The sequence below is a fragment of the Streptomyces sp. Ru72 genome, from assembly GCF_002920635.1.
Classification (GTDB): Bacteria; Actinomycetota; Actinomycetes; order Streptomycetales; family Streptomycetaceae; genus Streptomyces.
Map to the genome: position 1 here is coordinate 13051 of NZ_PQSR01000101.1, position 16954 is coordinate 30004.

The following is a 16954-nucleotide window of genomic DNA, read 5'->3' on the forward strand; positions in this document are numbered from 1 at the left end:
GCCCAACATCGAGGCCACCGAGAGGGCAGCGCAGGGATGACGACACGGGACCAACTGAGACTGCTCCCATGGGCGGGGCCGGACGGCAAGCCGTGCTACCTGAGCACCGATGACCAAGGCGGCTACGTGTCCCGCCTGGCGGACCACATCGGAGTTCGAGCGCGGGCCCTCTGGAGGCGCCTCACTACAGAATGGCACGGTCATGTCTGGCTGCCCTGGACCGCTGGGGTTCCTCGACGTTGATGTCAGCCGTGGATGTCACCCACGTCCGTTGAGGGCGTCCGCGAGGGCTTGGGCTTGACTTGGTGTGATGCCGAGGGCGAGCGGTATGTGGCGGGGGCTGTAGGACGACGAGCACACGGCGAGCCGGCTGTCAGCAGTCACGATCCAATGGGATTCGCTCTCGGGCTCCTGCTCGCCGACCAGGATCGTTGCCAACTCGTCAGCTGCGTCAGAACGTATGCCACAGTGCGCCAGCGCTTGCGCCACCATGTGGCGGGCTTCGGGGGGCATGTTGGCATCGCCGAGCATCGGAAGCAGGAGCAGAAGGCGCTGCGAGCCATCGGTGAGACCTTCACTGCTGTCCTGTGTGGCCTCAGCGAGTATGGCGAGCTCCTTCCAGGACAGCCCGGGGCCGGCTACGTCAGCGCCGCACTGCCCGAGGTAGCCGAGTCGTCCCCACTGGGGGTGGCGCACGAAGAAGTCGACGTTGTTCATGTCGTGGAAGTTGGCATACACGACGTACGCGGTGTGCCCACCGGTGAAGGGGACGCGCAGCACAGGCCAAGGCTTTTCAGGGTCACCGAGGCGCTCCACCATCTCCTCGTAGACCGACGCGTCCACTCCGTAGCGTTCCGGATCCTCACTCGGATCGCCCACGGTCAACATGAGGTGCGCGAGCCAGAAGGCGGGCTCGCGCGCGAGATCCTCGCCTGCTACAAGCTCGCAGTCCTCCAGATACTCCGGGATGTGCACCGTGAGAGCCATGCGCGGAGCGTACTCGCCGTCATCGCTACCCCATCCGCGAGGGCCCGGGCGACTGTCCCGCCTGGCGTCGGGCCGGACTTGGAGCAGCCCCGCTTCAGGAGAGAGGCTGGGTGATCTGCTGGCTGAGCTGCGGCTTCATTGGCCAAGGAAGCAAGCGGCTACTCGACCGCGGGACACCGGTGTTGACCGTCGCTGCCCCCTACTCCTGGCACGGTTGTGGCACGAACCTCAACCGACGACAGTCAGCCGCGACGGTGGGCGCGCCGACCGGCCAGGCGGCGTGTGCCTCGCCGCACCCCCCACCGGCCTCCGTCACGCTGCTGGTGCGTCGATCAGAGCAAGTCACGACGGCCCGGACGCTTCGGAGGAACCGGTCCCGGGATCACGTCCTTGCCCAGGTATTCCTTGATCAGGTACTTGAGCTCCGGGCCTTCGATGAGCTGAAGACGACCATGCTGACGGGCGAAGTCGTGGCTGACCCTACCGAACCACGATGTAGTAGGCGCAGGATGGTAGTTCGGCGCTCTGACGATGGGCGAGTGGTAAGAAGGGCACTGGTCGGATGGCCGATGTCATGCGAGTGCCGGCCTGGGTGATGGCAATGTGCGGGGCTCAACGGGCGAGAGTCGATGGCGATTCCTGAAAAGGACCAGGGACACTCCTCGCCCCACTCGGTCCGGTTCTCAACGGACTGGGGAAGTGCACCGAGCATCGCGAGCAGAGGCTCAGACGGTGCCCCCGTCCGGCTTGTCGAGGAGGGCCAACTCCTCCTCGGTCAGGCACAGGCTTCCGGCGGCGATGTTCTCCGCGAGGTGCGCCAGGTCAGTGGTGCCGGGAATGGCCAGCACGTGCGAACCGCGGTGGAGGGTCCAGGCGAGCCGTACCTGGGCCGGCGTCGCATTGTGGGCGCGGGCGACGGAGTGGACGCGCGCGTCCCGTTCCTGGCCTGCGGCTGCCTCGCGCCGCAGGCCGGAGACCGTGAAGAACGGGACGAAGGCGATGCCCTGCTCCCCGCACAGGTCCACCAGCCCGCTCTCGTCAGCGCGGCGCCAGTCCAGGCCGTAGGAGTTCTGCACGCAGACCACGGGCGCGATCGTTTGGGCCTCGGCCACGTGCTCAGGCAGGACACCCGAAAGCCCGAGGTGCCGGATCAGGCCGGCCTCGCGCAGCTCGGCGAGGGCGCCGAAGTGCTCGGCGACCGAGGCCGTGCCGGGGCCGTTGGCGCGCAGGTTCACCACGTCCAGGTAGTCCCGGCCGAGCTGTCGCAAGTTCTCCTCGACCTGGCCACGCAGCTGGTCGGGGCGGGCCATGGTGAGCCACTCGCCGGAGGGATCGCGCGCCGGGCCGACCTTGGTCACCACGACCACGTCGCCGGACCAGGATGACAGGGCTCGGTTGATGAGCTCGTTCGCGGACCGCAGTGGCGAGAAGTAGAAGGCGGCCGTGTCGATGTGGTTGACACCCTGCTCGAACGCGCTGTGCAGCAGGCCGACCGCGACATCGCGGTCAATCGGCGTGCCGTCGGAGTTCCCCATCATGCCGTTGCCCGTCAGCCGCATCGCGCCGTAGCCGATGCGATTCACCTCCAGGTCCCCGAGCTTCCAGGTCCCTGCTGCCGCCGCTGTGCTCACCGTGCTCCTTCGCCCGTCGGTTCGTCAGGTCCTGGAGTATGGGGTCGTCACGGTGTGCTGCGACAGGTCGACGGGCTGGGCGAAACGTCACATCCCCATCGGGAACCAACCTTCGCCGCATGGCCGTTGGACCTGACGAGAGAGCGTCAGTCACGACGAAGTTTCAGACCTTGTGCTGCTGCCCGGCCGAGGCGGCAGACGATGGTGGCTGCGTTCAGCGCGGCCGGGCAAGGCGATCATCACCCCGCCGGTCGGATGCGGCTCAGACGAGCGAGACAAAACGCGACCTGCTCGCGAACAGGATGTGGGGAAGCAAGGCGCGCAGGTCCGTCCCGTGCCTGAGTACAGGGTGGGGATTATTTTCAAATAGCCCCATCTCGCCCGACCGCCACCCCTGTATGGAGACCCGTAGGGTGCGGGTGCTCTGACCTCGGGGTTCACCGATGCGCACCGCGACCTGTCGGTCACCGTGGGTCACTGCAGGTCGCCGCCGGTCGACCTTGGACGGCCTCGCACGACTCAGGGACGACCCAGTGCCGGGCTGGATCCGGGCTGACGCGGTCGTGGTCGCGTACGGGCCCTCGACCAGGTCGCGGGATTGGCACGCCCCGGTCACGCTTGAGTCGCGGTTGCAGCCTGGCTCCCGTTCCGGCCTTGACTGGAAATCGTCACTTAGGTGAGCCTCACCTAAGCAATGTTGTGAATGTCCTAGGAGTCGTCTGTGTCCGCGCTGCCGCCATCGGAGTCTCTCGCTTCCCCTCAGGCGGCGCCGGCCCGGCGGTTGGGGCTGTACGACACTTGGTGGACGGTCGCAGCGGCCGCGCTCGCCGCCTGCCTGGGCCTCTCGGCCTGTGCATGGATGTCCCTGCACCTCCGGGTGGACGCAGCTCTCCACGCCGTGGCGCTTTTTGCCCACCTGGCCTCGCTCGTGCTCGGCTTCGGGGCCGTCCTGGTGGCCGATTATCAGGCGCTCCTGTATCTGACAGGCCGGTGCACCCTGCGCGACGCCCTGAACAGCACGGCCCACCTCCACGTCCCCATCTGGACCGGCCTGGCCGGTCTCGTGGCCAGCGGCGTGATGCTCCACCCGAATCTTGGCTCCGCCCTGACCCGCATCAAGTTGGGGCTGGTGCTCGCCCTCACCCTCAACGGCCTCCAGGCCGGGCTCCTGAACAGGCGCATGATGCAGCAGGGCAGTGCCGTGCTCACGCCGCGCCTTGCGGCTTGGGGAGCCGCGACGGCTCTGGTTTCTCAGGCCTGCTGGTGGGGCGCCGTGGTCATCGGATTCCGCAACAGTCAGCACTGAGGTCGGCGGAGCCGCTTCGGGCTGGAGCCGCTCTGGGCTGGGCTGTTCTGACGCGAGTGATCACGGCCATTGGCTTGCCCCGCGGATCGGGTAGGTTTGCGAGCCTTCCCGTCGGTGCCCGATCTTGAGCCGTGATCTACCGACCCGGCCGGCCAGCCGACCGAGGTGAGACGCTGATTCCCGATGTGCCTCAGTAGGGGTGCCGGTCCGGCTTCGTCTCCCACGCCTCGTACGCCGTCGCACCCAGCTCGGGGTGGATCTGCTCGATGTGGATCCGCCGCTGGTCCAGCGGTTTCTGGAAGTCCTCGTACTGGAAGGCGTCGTCGAAGCCGATATTCCGCGTGGCGTCCAGGTCGCAGCTGAAGTAGACGTTGTCGATACGTGACCAGTAGATGGCGCTCATGCACATCGGACACGGTGCGCCGCTGATGTAGATCGAACAGCCCTGGAGCATCCGGGCGCGTTCGGGGACCGGGTCGGGCGAGCCTTCGGGACGCGGCACATATTGCAGGGTGCCCTCGTTCTGGTGCTCTTCCGAGATGGTGGGCGCCTGGGGGTTGAGGAGCTGGGAGGCCTTGCGGATGGTCTCCACCTCGGCGTGTGCGGTCGGGTCGCCGGTCAGGAGCACGCGGTTCTGCCCGCGGGCGAGGATCTCGCCGTCCCGGGTGATGACGGCGCCGAACGGGCCACCCCATCCGTGCTCGACCGATTCCGTGGCCAGTCGTACCGCTTCCTCCAGGAACTCCTTGTGCCCCATGACGACCTCCGCTTCCGACCCATTTCACGACTGAACAGCCAAGATTATTGATATTCCTCCAATTTGACCCTTAAATCCCTTTCAGATTAGGCTACTCCGTATGAACGCCAGCGCAAACCGCGCCCCTGGTGGAGCCGGAGCGACCGTGGTGATCACGCAAAGGGTCGTCCCCGGTCGCGAGGAGGACTACAAGCGCTGGCAGGAGCAGGTGAATCGGGCCGTACGGGACTTCGACGGCTTCGAGGGAACGGAGCTGTACCCGCCCGAATCCGCCGAGGACAATCAGTGGGTCGTTATCTTCCGTTTTTCGGGCGTCGACCCGTTGAGCGCCTGGCTCGAGTCTGCGACGCGCCGGGAACTTCTGCATGACGGCCGCGACTTGTTCGAGGGGGCGCCCTCCCAGGAGGTTCTCAGCGGAGGACGTCCGGCTCGGGAAGCCGTGACGGCGGTCGTCTCCCACGACCTGAAACCCGGCCGCGAGCAGGACTTCCTGCGCTGGCAGGACAAGGTCCTGAAGGCTCAGCAGAAGTACCGGGGCTTCAAGGGGTCCGAGCTCTTCGCGCCGGTCGAGGGGATCCAGGATCGCTGGGTCGTCGTGTTCCGGTTCGACACCCGTGAACACCTCGACCAGTGGCTGGAGTCGGACGTCCGCAGGAGACTTCTGGATGAGGGCCGTGCCTACTTCGCCGACTTCGAGGTGCGGGAGATCGCTTCCGCCTTCAGCGGGTGGTTCCGTTTCGGCGGGGAGGAGGCGGGCGTCCCGCCCAACTGGAAGCAGGCCATGTCCGTTCTCCTCGCCCTCTATCCCACCGTGGTGGTGCTCAACCTCAGCGTGGGCCGTTCCCTCACTGATGCCGGCGTTTCGGGGTACCTCGGTCTGTTCATCGGAAACGTGCTGAGCGTCGCGATTCTGACCTGGGTTCTGATGCCGTTGGTGAACCGCGCCCTGGCCTTCTGGCTGGCGCCCGACCGGCCGCGTTCGCGACGCGTCGAGCTGGCGGGCACCGCCATGGTGATGGCGTGCTACGCGGGGCTGCTCGCTGTCTTCGGCTTCACCACTTGACGTGCCGAGGTGAGGAGCGTGTCTTCGGCTTCACCACTTGACGTGCCGAGGTGAGGAGCACAGGTGATGAACCGGCACACGCGAACTCACCGTCTCGCAGGAATGTCGGTGCGACGGGACGACGCCGATTACGAGGGCATCCGCAGCGCCGCGGTGTGGAACGGGCTCACACCGGCCCGGTTCCCGGGCGTCATCGTCCGCCCGGCCTCGGCCGATGACGTCCGGGAGGCGGTCAGCCTGGCCCGTGCCCAGGGACTCCAGGTCGCCATGCGGTCGGGAGGACACAGCTGGTGCGGCTCACCGTTGCGTGACGGAGGCATGCTGATCGACCTGTCCGGGCTCCGCACATGCGCGGTCGACCCCGTCTCCGCCACGGCGACGGTGCAGCCCGGGATCACAGGCCGGGAGCTCACTCCCGAGCTCGGCCGTCACGGGTTCGCCTTCCCCACGGGACACTGCGGATCCGTCGCCCTCGGTGGGTACCTCCTCAGCGGAGGACTCGGTTGGAACTCCCCCTTCCGTGGCCCGGCCTGTGCCGGCGTCGAGGAGATCGAGGCCGTCACCGCGGACGGCGAGATGGTCACCTGCAACGAGAACGAACACCGGGATCTGTTCTGGGCCGCACGGGGTGCGGGTCCCGGCTTCTTCGCCGCGGTCACCGCCTTCCGACTCAGGCTGTATCCGCTTCCCGGCGCGATCGCGAGCACCACATGGACCTTTCCTCTCGCGGACACCGTGGAGGTGACGCAGTGGGCGACCGGCGTGTCCTCAGGGCTCTGCCCGAATGTCGAGTTGAGCTTCTCCCTCACCACTGCGAACCCCGGCACGGGGCCGGGCCCGGAAGTGGTCACCGTGACAGGGACCGTCTTCGCCTCCTCGCGGCAAGAGGCGTGGGACTTCCTCGGGCCGCTGAGGACCTGTCCCCTCGCTGCGCGTCCCCTCTCACGGCAACTGAACGAGCCGATGACGTTCGAGGCCCTGTACGACGACTCCGCCACCCTGTGGGGCCCGGAGCACCGCTACGCGGCGGACACGCTGTGGTCGGACGCCGACTTCCCGACGCTGCTCGGGCGGCTCACCGACGTCTTCGAAGCGGCACCGTCGAGACGGTCGCTGGTCCTCGCTCCCGTCTCGCCGGCGGGCCGGCCGTCCCAGGACATGGCCTTCTCGGTGCTCGGGGACAGCTACGTCGTTCCCTACGCCGTCTGGGACGACCCCCGGCAGGACGCCGCCAACATCGGCTGGTTGCGCCAGGCCGTCCGCGCGGTGGAACCCCTGGGCACGGGGCACTACATCGCCGAGACCGACCTCGACGCCGCCGAGTCCCGTGCCCGCCGTTCCTTCACCCCGGGCGGTTGGGAGCGTCTGCAGAGGCTGAAGGCGCAGTACGACCCCGACGGCGTCTTCCACACCTATCTGTCACCGGAGGACACCGGGGACGCCGAGCGTGACCCTCCGTGACGACGGCGATCAGTGCTGGCTTGAGCTCCCTGCCGGTCAGTCCTGCGTCCCCGTCTGCCTCGTGCGGAGCAAAAGCAGTGCCACGCCGCCGACCACGACCAGGGCTATCGCCGTGCCCGCGATGAGGGGGGTGGCGTTCGAGGTGCCCGTTTCGGCGAGGTTGGTGTCCGTCGCCATGCCGCCCGCCGCGGCCGGGCTGGGCTCGCTGAGCGTCTGGCTCTTCAGGCCGCCCGTCGCGGTCTCCGTCTTGCAGTCGAGGACGCCCTTGACCCACTTCCTGTAACCTGCCGGGCCCTTGATCGTGAAGTCGTAGGGCTGGTCCTCCTGCAACGGGATGGCCACCTTCTGCGACCCGCCCGCGGGGATCGTGTGCTCGGCGCCCATCAGATCGAACGTGAACGCCTTGTCGCCCTTGTTCACCGCGGTGATGTCCACACTCCCCCCGGCGCAGTCCCTCTCGGCCGACAGGGCCGGTACGGCGCCCTTCTTGGCCCAGGCCGCCGTGGTCGTGGCCGAGACGGTGGACTCGCTGGAGCCGGCGAGTATCTGCGTCTGGCTGTGGGTCTCGGAGACGAGCGCCCGGCCGACCGGCACGGTGGTCGACGCCTGGACGGTCAGCTCTGCCCAACCGTCCTGCGCCGTCTTCGGCACCTGGAAGTAGATCCGGCTGCCGTCGGCCGCGGCCGTGACCGGTTTGCCGCCCTTGTCGACGATCTTCACTTCGGTGGTGGCGGCGTCCGCCGGCGGAGTCACCGTCACGCTGTCCGCGTTCGTGTGCACCGTGACCGGGCCGAGCCGCTCGCCCGGGTGGCCCGCGACAGCCGGCGGGTCGAGGGTCAGGGACGCCGCGGGCTCCGGGAGGTTCCGCGCGTGCTTCTCCAGGTAGTCCGCGAGTCTCTCGGCCTGCGGATCGACCGCGCGCACGTCGGCGCCGTCGGAGAAGCGCCAGATCGCCACCTGGGTGCCGGCCGCCGCGTCCTGCTCGGTGAGGCCCTTGGCCCCGGCCGTGGCCGCCAGGCGCGCCAGGTCGTTCACCTGCGGGTAGGAGTTCTGCACGATCCAGCGGATCTTTCCGGCGTTCTTGTTGCCGTGCAGGGACGTGCCGCTCCAGGACGTCTCGTGGTACCTGGCCTCCTTCTGCGTGGGGTTGTGGATGTCGACGCCGTAGGTCTGCAGGGTGCCGCCGTTGTCGACGGACATCTCGAACAGGCCCGCCGACACCTGTGCGTCCGTGCCGTCGTCGTGGACGACAGCGGCCCCGTAGATCTTGAGGCCGCCGACGGTCGCGGACGCCCCGCCCTCGCTCTGCGGCGTGCCGTCGGCGGCCGCCGCCCCCGCGGCGGCCAGCGGGCCCGCAGCGACGAGTCCGGTCACCAGCGTCGCGGCAGCGAGGCGGGCGGCTCCTCGCCGGCGCGCGGACGGCGCAGAGAACGCAGCAAACACAGAATTCCCCTTCGAGCAGGACCCGTTGACGTGGGGGGTGTGGTCCCACCAGCAGAATCAGAAGCCCCGAGAGCTATGCCCGGCATCCTAGGGACGCCGCGCACCCCGCTCCCCGATCATGTGGACCAGCGGACGATCCGACTCGTAATCGTTATCGCTCACACAGCGTGTGAGCTGCGCTGATCGCCCTTTGGGCAGGAAGCGTCGGGATATCGACTGACACTTGCGGCGATAAGCGGCAGGGTGCTCCTCTTGCACCGGAACGAATGCCAGTGTGAGCTGACTTCACGTCACTCCGACTGGCTCCGGCTGGGGTTGCTCCGCCCCTTCGCGCGGTGGTGTCTCCTCCGGCACCCGACTCGTCGGTTCCGTCTCCCAGTTGGGCTCCGGCTGCATCGTCCCCCCGGTCTGCGTCTCAGGCCGGGACGACCGCCGGAAGGCCGACGTGCCGCGCGACAGGTCGTGGCCGATCGCCGCCGCGTCGAGGTCCGCCGACAGCCAGCCCTGCCCGTCACGCTGCTCGGTCCGCACCTTCAACCGCCCTTGGACGACGAGCGGATCCCCCACCGCCACCGACGCGGCCACGTTCGTGGCCAGCGAGCGCCGGGCCCACACCGTGAAGAAGTTGGTGTGCCCGTCCGTCCACACGTTCTTCTCGCGGTCCAGATACCGCGCCGTCACCGCCAGTCGGAAGCGGGCGGTGGGTCCCGTCGGCGACTCCCGGTACACCGGCTGTGTGGCGACGTTGCCGACCACGCACACCATCGTCTCGTTCATGTCGAATCCCCTCCCTCACTCCGGCCGTACGCCGGCCGGAGCGGAACGCGTGCGGGCCTGTCCCGCACGGAAGCGTCTGCCGCGGCGGCCACGCCCTGTCGGCCTGCCGCCGTCGTGCGACGACCGCGTCGTCCGCGATCGCCGCGAAGCCAGACTGCCTCCGTCGGCCCGAGCCCGCTGCGCGCTGTGGGCTACCGCCCGATTGTGGAAAACTCCGCCACCCGAACGAGTGCCTCCGCCCTTTCCGCGCCTGGCCGGCGCCTCCGTCGGCTCACCGACGCGACGCCAGCGCGGCGCTCACCCCACCCGCGCCCCCAGCCCGGCCCCCGCCACCTTCGCGTACTGCTCCCGCACCTCCCGGTAGCGCAGCAGTTCCGCCGCCACCGGATCGAGGACCCGGGCCCGCCCGCACGCGGCTGCCGCGTCCCTCAGCCGCCGTTCCGCCTCGAGCCCGTACCGCCGGGCCGGTCCGCGTGCCGCCACCCGGCAGCCCCACTCGACGGCCGGACCACCGGCCAGGCCGACCAGCAACAACAGCAACGGCACCCAGAGGCTCGACGGCATGAACCCGACGACCTGCCCCACCAACCACAGGGAACCCAGGAGTTGCAGAAGCGTCATCGAGGCCTGGGCGAGCACGGCGACCCGCCACCAGCCGGGCCGGGGCGGCCGACCCGACGGCAGGGCGGTACGCATCGCCAGCTCGTCCAGCGCCTCCGGCAGCCCCTCCGCGCCCCGTACCGCGGCCTCGCGCACCGCCTGGGTCCAGGGCGCCGGCAGCCCGGCCGTCGCCCGGTCCGCCACCGTCCGCACGGCCTGCTCCACGCGCTGCCGCGCGGTGGCCTCCTCGTCCGGGGACACGGGCACCGGCAGGCGTCCCGTGGAGGGTTCGCGCCGGTCCCGGTACCACCGCCACAGCCGCAGCCACGGCGTGCCGCACGCGCGGTTGGCGTGCCGCAGCCAGGCGCGCTCGGCGGCCTCCCCCGCGGCGGTCGCGCCGACCGCGTCCGCGAGCCGCCCCGCGAACTCCTCGCGTGTCTCCTCGGTGAGCCCGGCGCGGCCCGCGGTGGCATAGACGGGCCTCAGCCGGGCGGCGGCCGCGTCCACGTCCGCGGAGACACGGCGCGCGGCAGCCCCGCGCTCGGCCACGAACTGTCCGAGCGCCTCGCGCAGTTCGCCCACGCCCTCGCCGGTGAGCGCCGACAGCGCGAGCACCGTCGTGCCCGGCTCGCCGTACTCCCCCAGGGCGATCCCGTCCCCGTCGAGCAGCCGCCGCAGATCGTCGAGCACCTGCTCGGCGGCCTCCCCGGGGAGCCGGTCGATCTGGTTGAGGACGACGAACATGACCTCGGCATGCCCGGCCAGGGGCCGCAGATAGCGCTCGTGGAGCACGGCGTCGGCGTACTTCTCCGGGTCGACGACCCAGATGACGGCGTCCACGAGGGCCAGGATGCGGTCGACCTGCTGCCGGTGCTCCACGGCCGCGGAGTCGTGGTCGGGCAGGTCGACCAGGACGAGGCCGCTCAGTGGTGCCTCGCCGTCGGGGTTCGGCAGGGGGCGTCGGCGCAGCCGCCCCGGAACACCCAGGCGGTCGAGCAGCGGGCCCGTGCCGTCGCTCCAACTGCACGCGATCGGCGCGGCGGTGGTCGGCCGGCGCAGCCCGGTCTCGGAGAGGGGCACGCCTGCGAGCGCGTTGAAGAGCGTCGACTTCCCGCTGCCGGTGGCGCCCGCGACGGCGACAACGGTGTGCTCGCCGGAGAGCCTGCGGCGCGCGGCCGCCTCGTCCAGGACCCGGCCCGCCTCCGCGAGCGTCCGGCTGTCCAGCCGGGTCCGCGACAGGCCCACCAGTTCGCGCAGCGCGTCAAGCCGGGAGCGCAGGGGCCCGTCGTAGGCGAGCTGGGCAGGCTGCCGTACGGCCCCGGCCCCGTCTCCGGGCTCGCCCGGTGTGGTGCCGTCCGGCGGGACGGCCGTACCGGGCAAGCGGCGGGCGATCAGTCCGTCGTCCCAGACGGTCAGGGACTCCGCAGGCGCCGTATGTGCCGTGTGCGCCGCCGGGTCACCGCGCTGCACACGCGCGTGCCGGTCGTCGTCCGTCGGGCCCCCGGTCGGGGGCGTCGCCTCCGGCACGCCCCTCGGGGCGCCGTGCGGCACGCCGGTGTCCGCGCCGGTCGGCTCCGCCGCGGAATCGTGCTCCCCGCGCGCGTACTCGCCGGCTGTGTCGGTGTGATCGCTGTGAGCGTTGGTGCGATCCATATGACCACCACGATCTCTGTGATCGGCGTGATCAGGGTGATCGGTGGGGGTGGGGTGATCGGTGGGGGTGGTCACCGCGGTCACCTCTCCTTCTCGAGTACGGACAGCGCGGCGATCAGTTCGGCCTGGGGCTCGGCGTGGACGTCGAGGCCGTCGAGGGGGGCGAGGCGGCGTTCGCGTTCCGTGCGCAGGGCTCGTTCGAGGTACTCCGAGAGCAGCCGCGCGGCGCGGTCGCGCAGCCGCAGGGCCCTATGTGCACCGATCCGCTCGGCGAGCCCCTCGCCGGCCGCCCGCGCCCGCCGTCCGCCGAGCAGGGCCGTGGCGACGAGGGCCGCCACCTCCTCGGTGTCCGGGGCGGCGCTCTTGTCGAGGTCGCGCACCGATTCCTCCGAGTACTCCTCCAGGACGCGCCGCCAGCGTCGTACGGTCATCCCGATACGGTGCTCGGCGCTCTCCAGCGTGGGGTCCAGCTGCGTCAGTTCCGGGGCCGCCGCGGCGGGTTCGCGCCGCCAGACCTCCTCGACGCGCTCGTCGGCGGCTGCGACCGCGCACAGCAGCAGGGCGCCGAGGCTGTCGACGAGCGCGTCCAGCAGTTCCCCGGCGGTGCAGTCCACGGGGTGGCCGCGCCAGCGTTTCAGGGCGTCGCCGGCGAGGACGGCCCCGGACTCCAGACGCTCTCGCACGCGCGCGTACTCGCTGTCGTACGCCGTGTCGACGGCCGCGGTCAGGCGGAGGGCGGCGGCGTGCTGGGCGGCGGCGGCGCCGGCCAGTTCCGGCAGCCGGGCCCTGAGCGAGTCGAGGACTCCGTGGGCCGTCCGTGTCATGGCGGCCTCCCGAGCGGCGGGGTCCAGGACCAGGTTCGCGAGCCACAGGCGCAGCGGCTCGACGGCCGTGGCGGGCAGCAGTCCCCCGCCCCAGGCGGACTCGGGCAGCTCCGGCACGGTGAACCGGGGGACGTCACCGAGCCCGGCCTTGGTGAGCAGGGCGCCGTACTGCCGCGACACCTCGGACACGACCTGGTGCGGTACCCGGTCGAGCACGGTGACGAGGGTCGCGCGGTACTCCTTGGCGGTGCGCAGCAGGTGCCAGGGCACGGCGTCGGCGTAGCGGGCGGCCGTGGTGACCAGGACCCAGACGTCGGCGGCGCAGATCAGCTCGGCGGCGAGGATCCGGTTGCCCGCGACCAGGGAGTCGATGTCGGGCGCGTCGAGGAGGGCGAGCCCGCGCGGAAGCGTGTCGGCGGTCTCGATACGCAGCACCCGCTCCTCGCGGCCGACGGCGGTGCGCGGATCGTCGCCGGACTCCTGCTGGGGCACCCACACGCGCGGAAGGGTGGGCAGGACGCGCATACGGCTGAACCAGTGATGGTCCCCCGGGTGGCAGACCAGGACGGGCGTTCGGGTGGTGGGCCGCAGTACGCCCGCCTCGCTGACCTTGCGCCCGACGAGGGAATTGACGAGCGTCGACTTGCCGCTCCCCGTCGATCCCCCGATGACCGCCAGCAGGGGCGCTTCAGGCTCTCTCAGCCGGGGCACCACATAGTCGTCGAGCTGTGCGAGAAGCTCGTCGCGGTTCGCACGCGCGCGTGGAGCCCCGGCCAGGGGCAGCGGGAAGCGTGCGGCGGCGACACGGTCGCGCAGGGCGGAGAGTGCGTCGAGCAGCTGAGGCCGTACGTCCAAGGTCACCACATGCGAAGAATGCCCAATTTTGGACGCTTTCTGAAGCATATGGCAATGTCTGCGCGCCGAAGGACACACGGGACGGAAGGGGCGACTGGGACGCAGGCATAACGAGTGCACAACACCCGGGGCATGGAACGCCAAAAGCGATGCACGATTCGCACCTGCCTGCGATTATCGGACCGCTTCACCGAACCTCCACACGGAGCCACGGAGGCGAAGCAACAGGGACAAGGGCCCGGGGAGCCCTATCCTTGTCCCCGGCAAGGTCACGGATCAGCCCGTCCGGGCCCCACGACACGCCACCACACAGGCCCCCGTAGCTCAGTGGATAGAGCAGGCGCCTTCTAAGCGCTTGGCCGCAGGTTCGAGTCCTGCCGGGGGCGCACGTTTCAGCCCTCCCCTCGGGGAGGGCTTTTTGCTGGTCAGGGCGGGTGCAGGTCCACCCAGAAGAGCGCCGGACCGCTCCTGGTGGTCGCGCGGAGAGTCCGGCGCTGTCCGGCTGTCGCCGGGTTTCTGCGGGTGCCTGCGGTGAATACGCGGAGAAGTTCTCCGGGCACTGTCAGGCCGTTCAGGCAGGGCGGAGAGGTATCCGCGAGCCAGGGTCGCTCTCGACGCCCCGAAGCTGGCCCGAGATGCACAGGCAGCTCCGACCGTGCGGTCACCCGGCGGCCGGCACGGCGCCCTCGCTGTCTGTAAGCACTTCTTTGGGCTCCACCACGGAACTGAAGTGGCTCCAGGCGTAAGAGCCGTACGGCTGTCCGGCCACTGGAAGCGGCACGGCGCTGCAGCGCCTCGAGGACAGCTGCTCGCCATCCCACACGACCAGTTCGCCATCGAGGAGAGGGCCATCGGGCAGATCCCCGGCGGCCTGGCCAAGGTCGGCAAAGCGCCCCTGAATGAAGGCGCCCCGACGGGACTGGAGAATCGTCGAGCCGAGAGCGGGGCTCGGGGTGAAAAGCAGGGCGCGGTAGCCGTCGAACTTGAGCTGAAAGACCAAGCCGCCGGGCAGCGCTCCGGGCGGAGGCAACCGGTCACAGGCCTGCGCCGGCATTGGTTCTACCGGGGGCCGCAGGACCATACGTCCGGTCTACAACTTGGGACACCAGCCCCGCGACCGGAAGGAGCGGTGGTCGGTTCCGCGTGGCCGCGCAGGCCGGTGAGACTTTCCCTGCCGCATCAAGCACCCGGCTGCGCTGCCGCTCCGCCGGGCGCGCTTCCCGGCTCCGCTCCGCGCTGCGCTCCTGCCTCCGGCCCGCTCCGCGCGCGCTGCGCCGACGCGCGCCCACCTGTGGATAGGGCCCGGAGGCCATGAGTCGAGCACCGCAGATGCGGCCACGGTCAGAACATGCCTCCGGCGGGGGCGCTCAGGGTCCGAGATGGAGGGGGCGCCGTTCGCGAGTGCCGGCCGGACAGTGGCGAGCGCGGGGAGCTCCCATCCCGCCTGCCATCGACCCAGGCAGAGCCGAGCAGACGCGGCCCCTGGCATCCAGGTCGTTCGTACAGTGGCGCGCTCCACCTGGACGCCAGGGACCACGCCCGCTCCACGGTGTGTGGGTCGACGGCAGACGGGATGGGAGCTGGGGAGAGTGGTGGGCGGAGGGGGTAGCTCAGCTGCGAGGTTCAGTCAGTACGGGCCGGGTGGCCTGGACAGCTGCCGCACGAAATAGCATCCCGGCATGGAAGGCACCATCTACCAGGTACCTTGGCGCCAGCGGAGATCCTTTCTCTTCTGGATAATCGGCCTCTCGTTTCTGCCCGGCGCTGCGATCATCGCGAACTGGCACCGAGATGGGTGGTGGGGAGCTGGACCATTCGGACCGATCACCCTGCTGATCGACCTGATCTACATCAACCTGGCCTCCGGCAGGACCGTCGTAGATGCCCGAGGCATCCGAACTTCCCGACTGCTAGGACGCCGATCCTGGTCGTGGGACGAGATCGAGTCCATCGCCGTCGAGGTGGAGGAGAACAAGAAGAGCGGGAACGTCACGCACCTTGCGGTCCAGTCCACCGACGGGCGCCGACGCTACCTGTTCGCCCCATGGAGCCACGACATGATTCATGGCGCGGACTTCAACAGGACAGCCAACGCCATCCTGAAGGCGTCGGCCATGCACCACGCGGGCATTGCAGCCAGCACCGGCGGGACGTCAGCTGAGGCCGCGGCTGCCATACGGCTGGCTCCCGCGCACCATGCCAACGCGTGCCAGATCAGGCGGGACCGCACCACGAGGGGAACGGCGCTGCGGTCGCAGGTCAGTGACGGCAGGTCAGCGGCCAGACACGATGGGAGCTGGGGAGGGTGGTGGGTTGAGGTGGGTGGGTCACGGCTGGCCAGCTCGCTACACTGCGGCCCCCGATGAGGAGAAGTACGCCATGCGAGCTGCCCTGGGTTGGATCACATTCTGCGTCGGCCTCGGACTCATATACATGTCTCGCCGAGCGGTATGGGACCACGAGACCGGCGCCTGGAAGAACAGACGTAGTCCGGGCACCACCGATTGGCGTTGGGCAGTCCCAGGAATCATCATCACACTGGCCGGAATGATCGTTCTGGGGTGAGCCAGCGGTGAGCGGCGCCCCAGAGGGGGCTGCCCCGGCATGTCCGTTCCAGGGGAAGGTACCGGGACGTCATTGAGACTCCGCCAACCGTGATCACGTGCTGGGCGTCACCTGAAGCAGCGATACGCGTAACGCCCGGCAGCGACGCCGCACCCGGCAGCCCCGGCCGCGAACAACAACGTCCGGATTGCTGCTCCAGTGGCGGACTTCCCATCCTGTTGTACGTACTCGCCGAGGAGCGTCCGTGTCACGGGTATGGACCTGCCGACCTGGCTCTTGGACTGCACGTCTGCGTGTTCATCGAGCTCACCAGTGTCTGAGCGGAAGACGCCCAGGCAGACTCGCGTCAGCACACCCCTCGAACCAGATCTCGTCTCGCATCGATCGATCTGCAGCGTTCCAGTGGCCGCGCCTGTGCCAAGAGCGGCAGCCCAGTCGAGGGCGCCCCATGCAACAGATCCGCCGAGCATGAACAAGGCAACCAGGAACCAGCTGGTGGCGTACAGGACGAGTCGACGCCGTGGCGGAGCAGGCCGTGCAGGGCTCGATTCCACCTGATCGTCCCCCTCCCCGAGATCACTGCGGCTGGGCCGTCTGTGGGCCGTCCGAGGCGGATCACGGCTAACACAGCCCAATGAGATCATTGCAGAGGCCAAGGTGGCGAGCTGGACTGGCAGGTGGCTGGAGCGTCTGAACACTTCCACAAGAACTGGCAGCAGAGCAGATCTGTCAAGAGGGAGTGTGTCGGCTGACACCAACAGGTGCGGACAGCGCCGATCAACGTCGAATGACAACGGGCGATCAGCCAACGAGACCGGCGGGTTGGCCGACGTTGCCGACCCCGCGGGATCGACCTGATAAGGATGAGGCCACAAGGCCAGGTCTCACCACCCCCTCTGAGCCAGCCCCCTACGTCTTTCGAGTTCCCGCTCAAGGACGTGAACGCGCTTGGCCCAGATCTTGTGGAGGTCCGGTTCCCGTGAACGGGTCCACTTCTCAACTCGGTGTGCCACACGGGCCTCGGCGAGGAGA

Annotated in this window: 12 protein-coding genes and 1 tRNA gene; 5 read left to right on the forward strand and 8 right to left on the reverse strand. The window is 69.5% G+C overall.

Translation table 11 applies throughout. The features are described from left to right. Window positions 1-258: 258 nt before the first annotated feature. Together C3488_RS32100 and C3488_RS32110 are read right to left on the reverse strand one after the other, a co-directional pair. The gene (locus C3488_RS32100) at window positions 259-987 is read right to left on the reverse strand and encodes a hypothetical protein (protein WP_103844399.1); all 729 of its coding nucleotides are present in this window, start codon (window positions 985-987) and stop codon (window positions 259-261) included. Between the two features lie 725 nt (window positions 988-1712). Further along, a complete protein-coding gene (locus C3488_RS32110; RefSeq protein ID WP_103844400.1) occupies window positions 1713-2618 on the reverse strand; it encodes an oxidoreductase in 906 nt (301 codons plus the stop codon). A 721-nt stretch (window positions 2619-3339) separates the two neighbouring features. Between C3488_RS32110 and C3488_RS32115 the strand changes: the two genes are divergently transcribed. Then, a complete protein-coding gene (locus C3488_RS32115; protein WP_219822354.1) occupies window positions 3340-3924 on the forward strand; it encodes a hypothetical protein in 585 nt (194 codons plus the stop codon). A 190-nt stretch (window positions 3925-4114) separates the two neighbouring features. On the opposite strand, the gene C3488_RS32120 is transcribed toward C3488_RS32115, so the two are convergent. Further along, the gene (locus tag C3488_RS32120) at window positions 4115-4681 is read right to left on the reverse strand and encodes a nucleoside deaminase (RefSeq protein WP_103844401.1); all 567 of its coding nucleotides are present in this window, start codon (window positions 4679-4681) and stop codon (window positions 4115-4117) included. 100 nt (window positions 4682-4781) lie between these two features. Between C3488_RS32120 and C3488_RS32125 the strand changes: the two genes are divergently transcribed. Both C3488_RS32125 and C3488_RS32130 read left to right on the forward strand, forming a co-directional pair. Beyond that, window positions 4782-5744: an antibiotic biosynthesis monooxygenase gene (locus tag C3488_RS32125; protein ID WP_258053799.1), complete on the forward strand. Its 963-nt coding sequence runs from the start codon at window positions 4782-4784 to the stop codon at window positions 5742-5744. Between the two features lie 102 nt (window positions 5745-5846). Next, window positions 5847-7205 carry an FAD-binding oxidoreductase gene (locus tag C3488_RS32130; RefSeq protein ID WP_258053800.1) on the forward strand — a complete coding sequence of 453 codons (1359 nt, stop codon included), beginning with the start codon at window positions 5847-5849 and terminating at the stop codon, window positions 7203-7205. 36 nt (window positions 7206-7241) lie between these two features. Here the strand turns inward: C3488_RS32130 and C3488_RS32135 are convergent, their stop codons facing one another. The 4 genes from C3488_RS32135 to C3488_RS32150 all read right to left on the reverse strand — a co-directional run bounded on the left by C3488_RS32135 (window position 7242) and on the right by C3488_RS32150 (window position 13366). Then, complete coding sequence (locus C3488_RS32135) at window positions 7242-8648, reverse strand: thioester domain-containing protein (RefSeq protein WP_103844403.1); 1407 nt, start codon at window positions 8646-8648, stop codon at window positions 7242-7244. Window positions 8649-8933: 285 nt separating this feature from the next. Beyond that, window positions 8934-9425, reverse strand: a complete 492-nt coding sequence (locus C3488_RS32140) for a single-stranded DNA-binding protein (protein WP_103844404.1) — start codon at window positions 9423-9425, stop codon at window positions 8934-8936. Between the two features lie 297 nt (window positions 9426-9722). Then, complete coding sequence (locus tag C3488_RS32145; protein WP_103844405.1) at window positions 9723-11678, reverse strand: YfjP family GTPase; 1956 nt, start codon at window positions 11676-11678, stop codon at window positions 9723-9725. Between the two features lie 80 nt (window positions 11679-11758). Beyond that, complete coding sequence (locus tag C3488_RS32150) at window positions 11759-13366, reverse strand: dynamin family protein (protein WP_181139282.1); 1608 nt, start codon at window positions 13364-13366, stop codon at window positions 11759-11761. A 304-nt stretch (window positions 13367-13670) separates the two neighbouring features. Here C3488_RS32150 and C3488_RS32155 point away from each other — a divergent pair. Beyond that, window positions 13671-13743: transfer RNA gene (locus C3488_RS32155), tRNA-Arg, on the forward strand. Window positions 13744-14018: 275 nt separating this feature from the next. On the opposite strand, the gene C3488_RS32160 is transcribed toward C3488_RS32155, so the two are convergent. Further along, a complete protein-coding gene (locus tag C3488_RS32160) occupies window positions 14019-14411 on the reverse strand; it encodes a hypothetical protein (protein ID WP_103844407.1) in 393 nt (130 codons plus the stop codon). Between the two features lie 625 nt (window positions 14412-15036). On the opposite strand from C3488_RS32160, the gene C3488_RS32165 reads away from it, so the two are divergent. Continuing rightward, a complete protein-coding gene (locus tag C3488_RS32165) occupies window positions 15037-15723 on the forward strand; it encodes a hypothetical protein (RefSeq protein ID WP_103844408.1) in 687 nt (228 codons plus the stop codon). Window positions 15724-16954: the final 1231 nt, after the last annotated feature.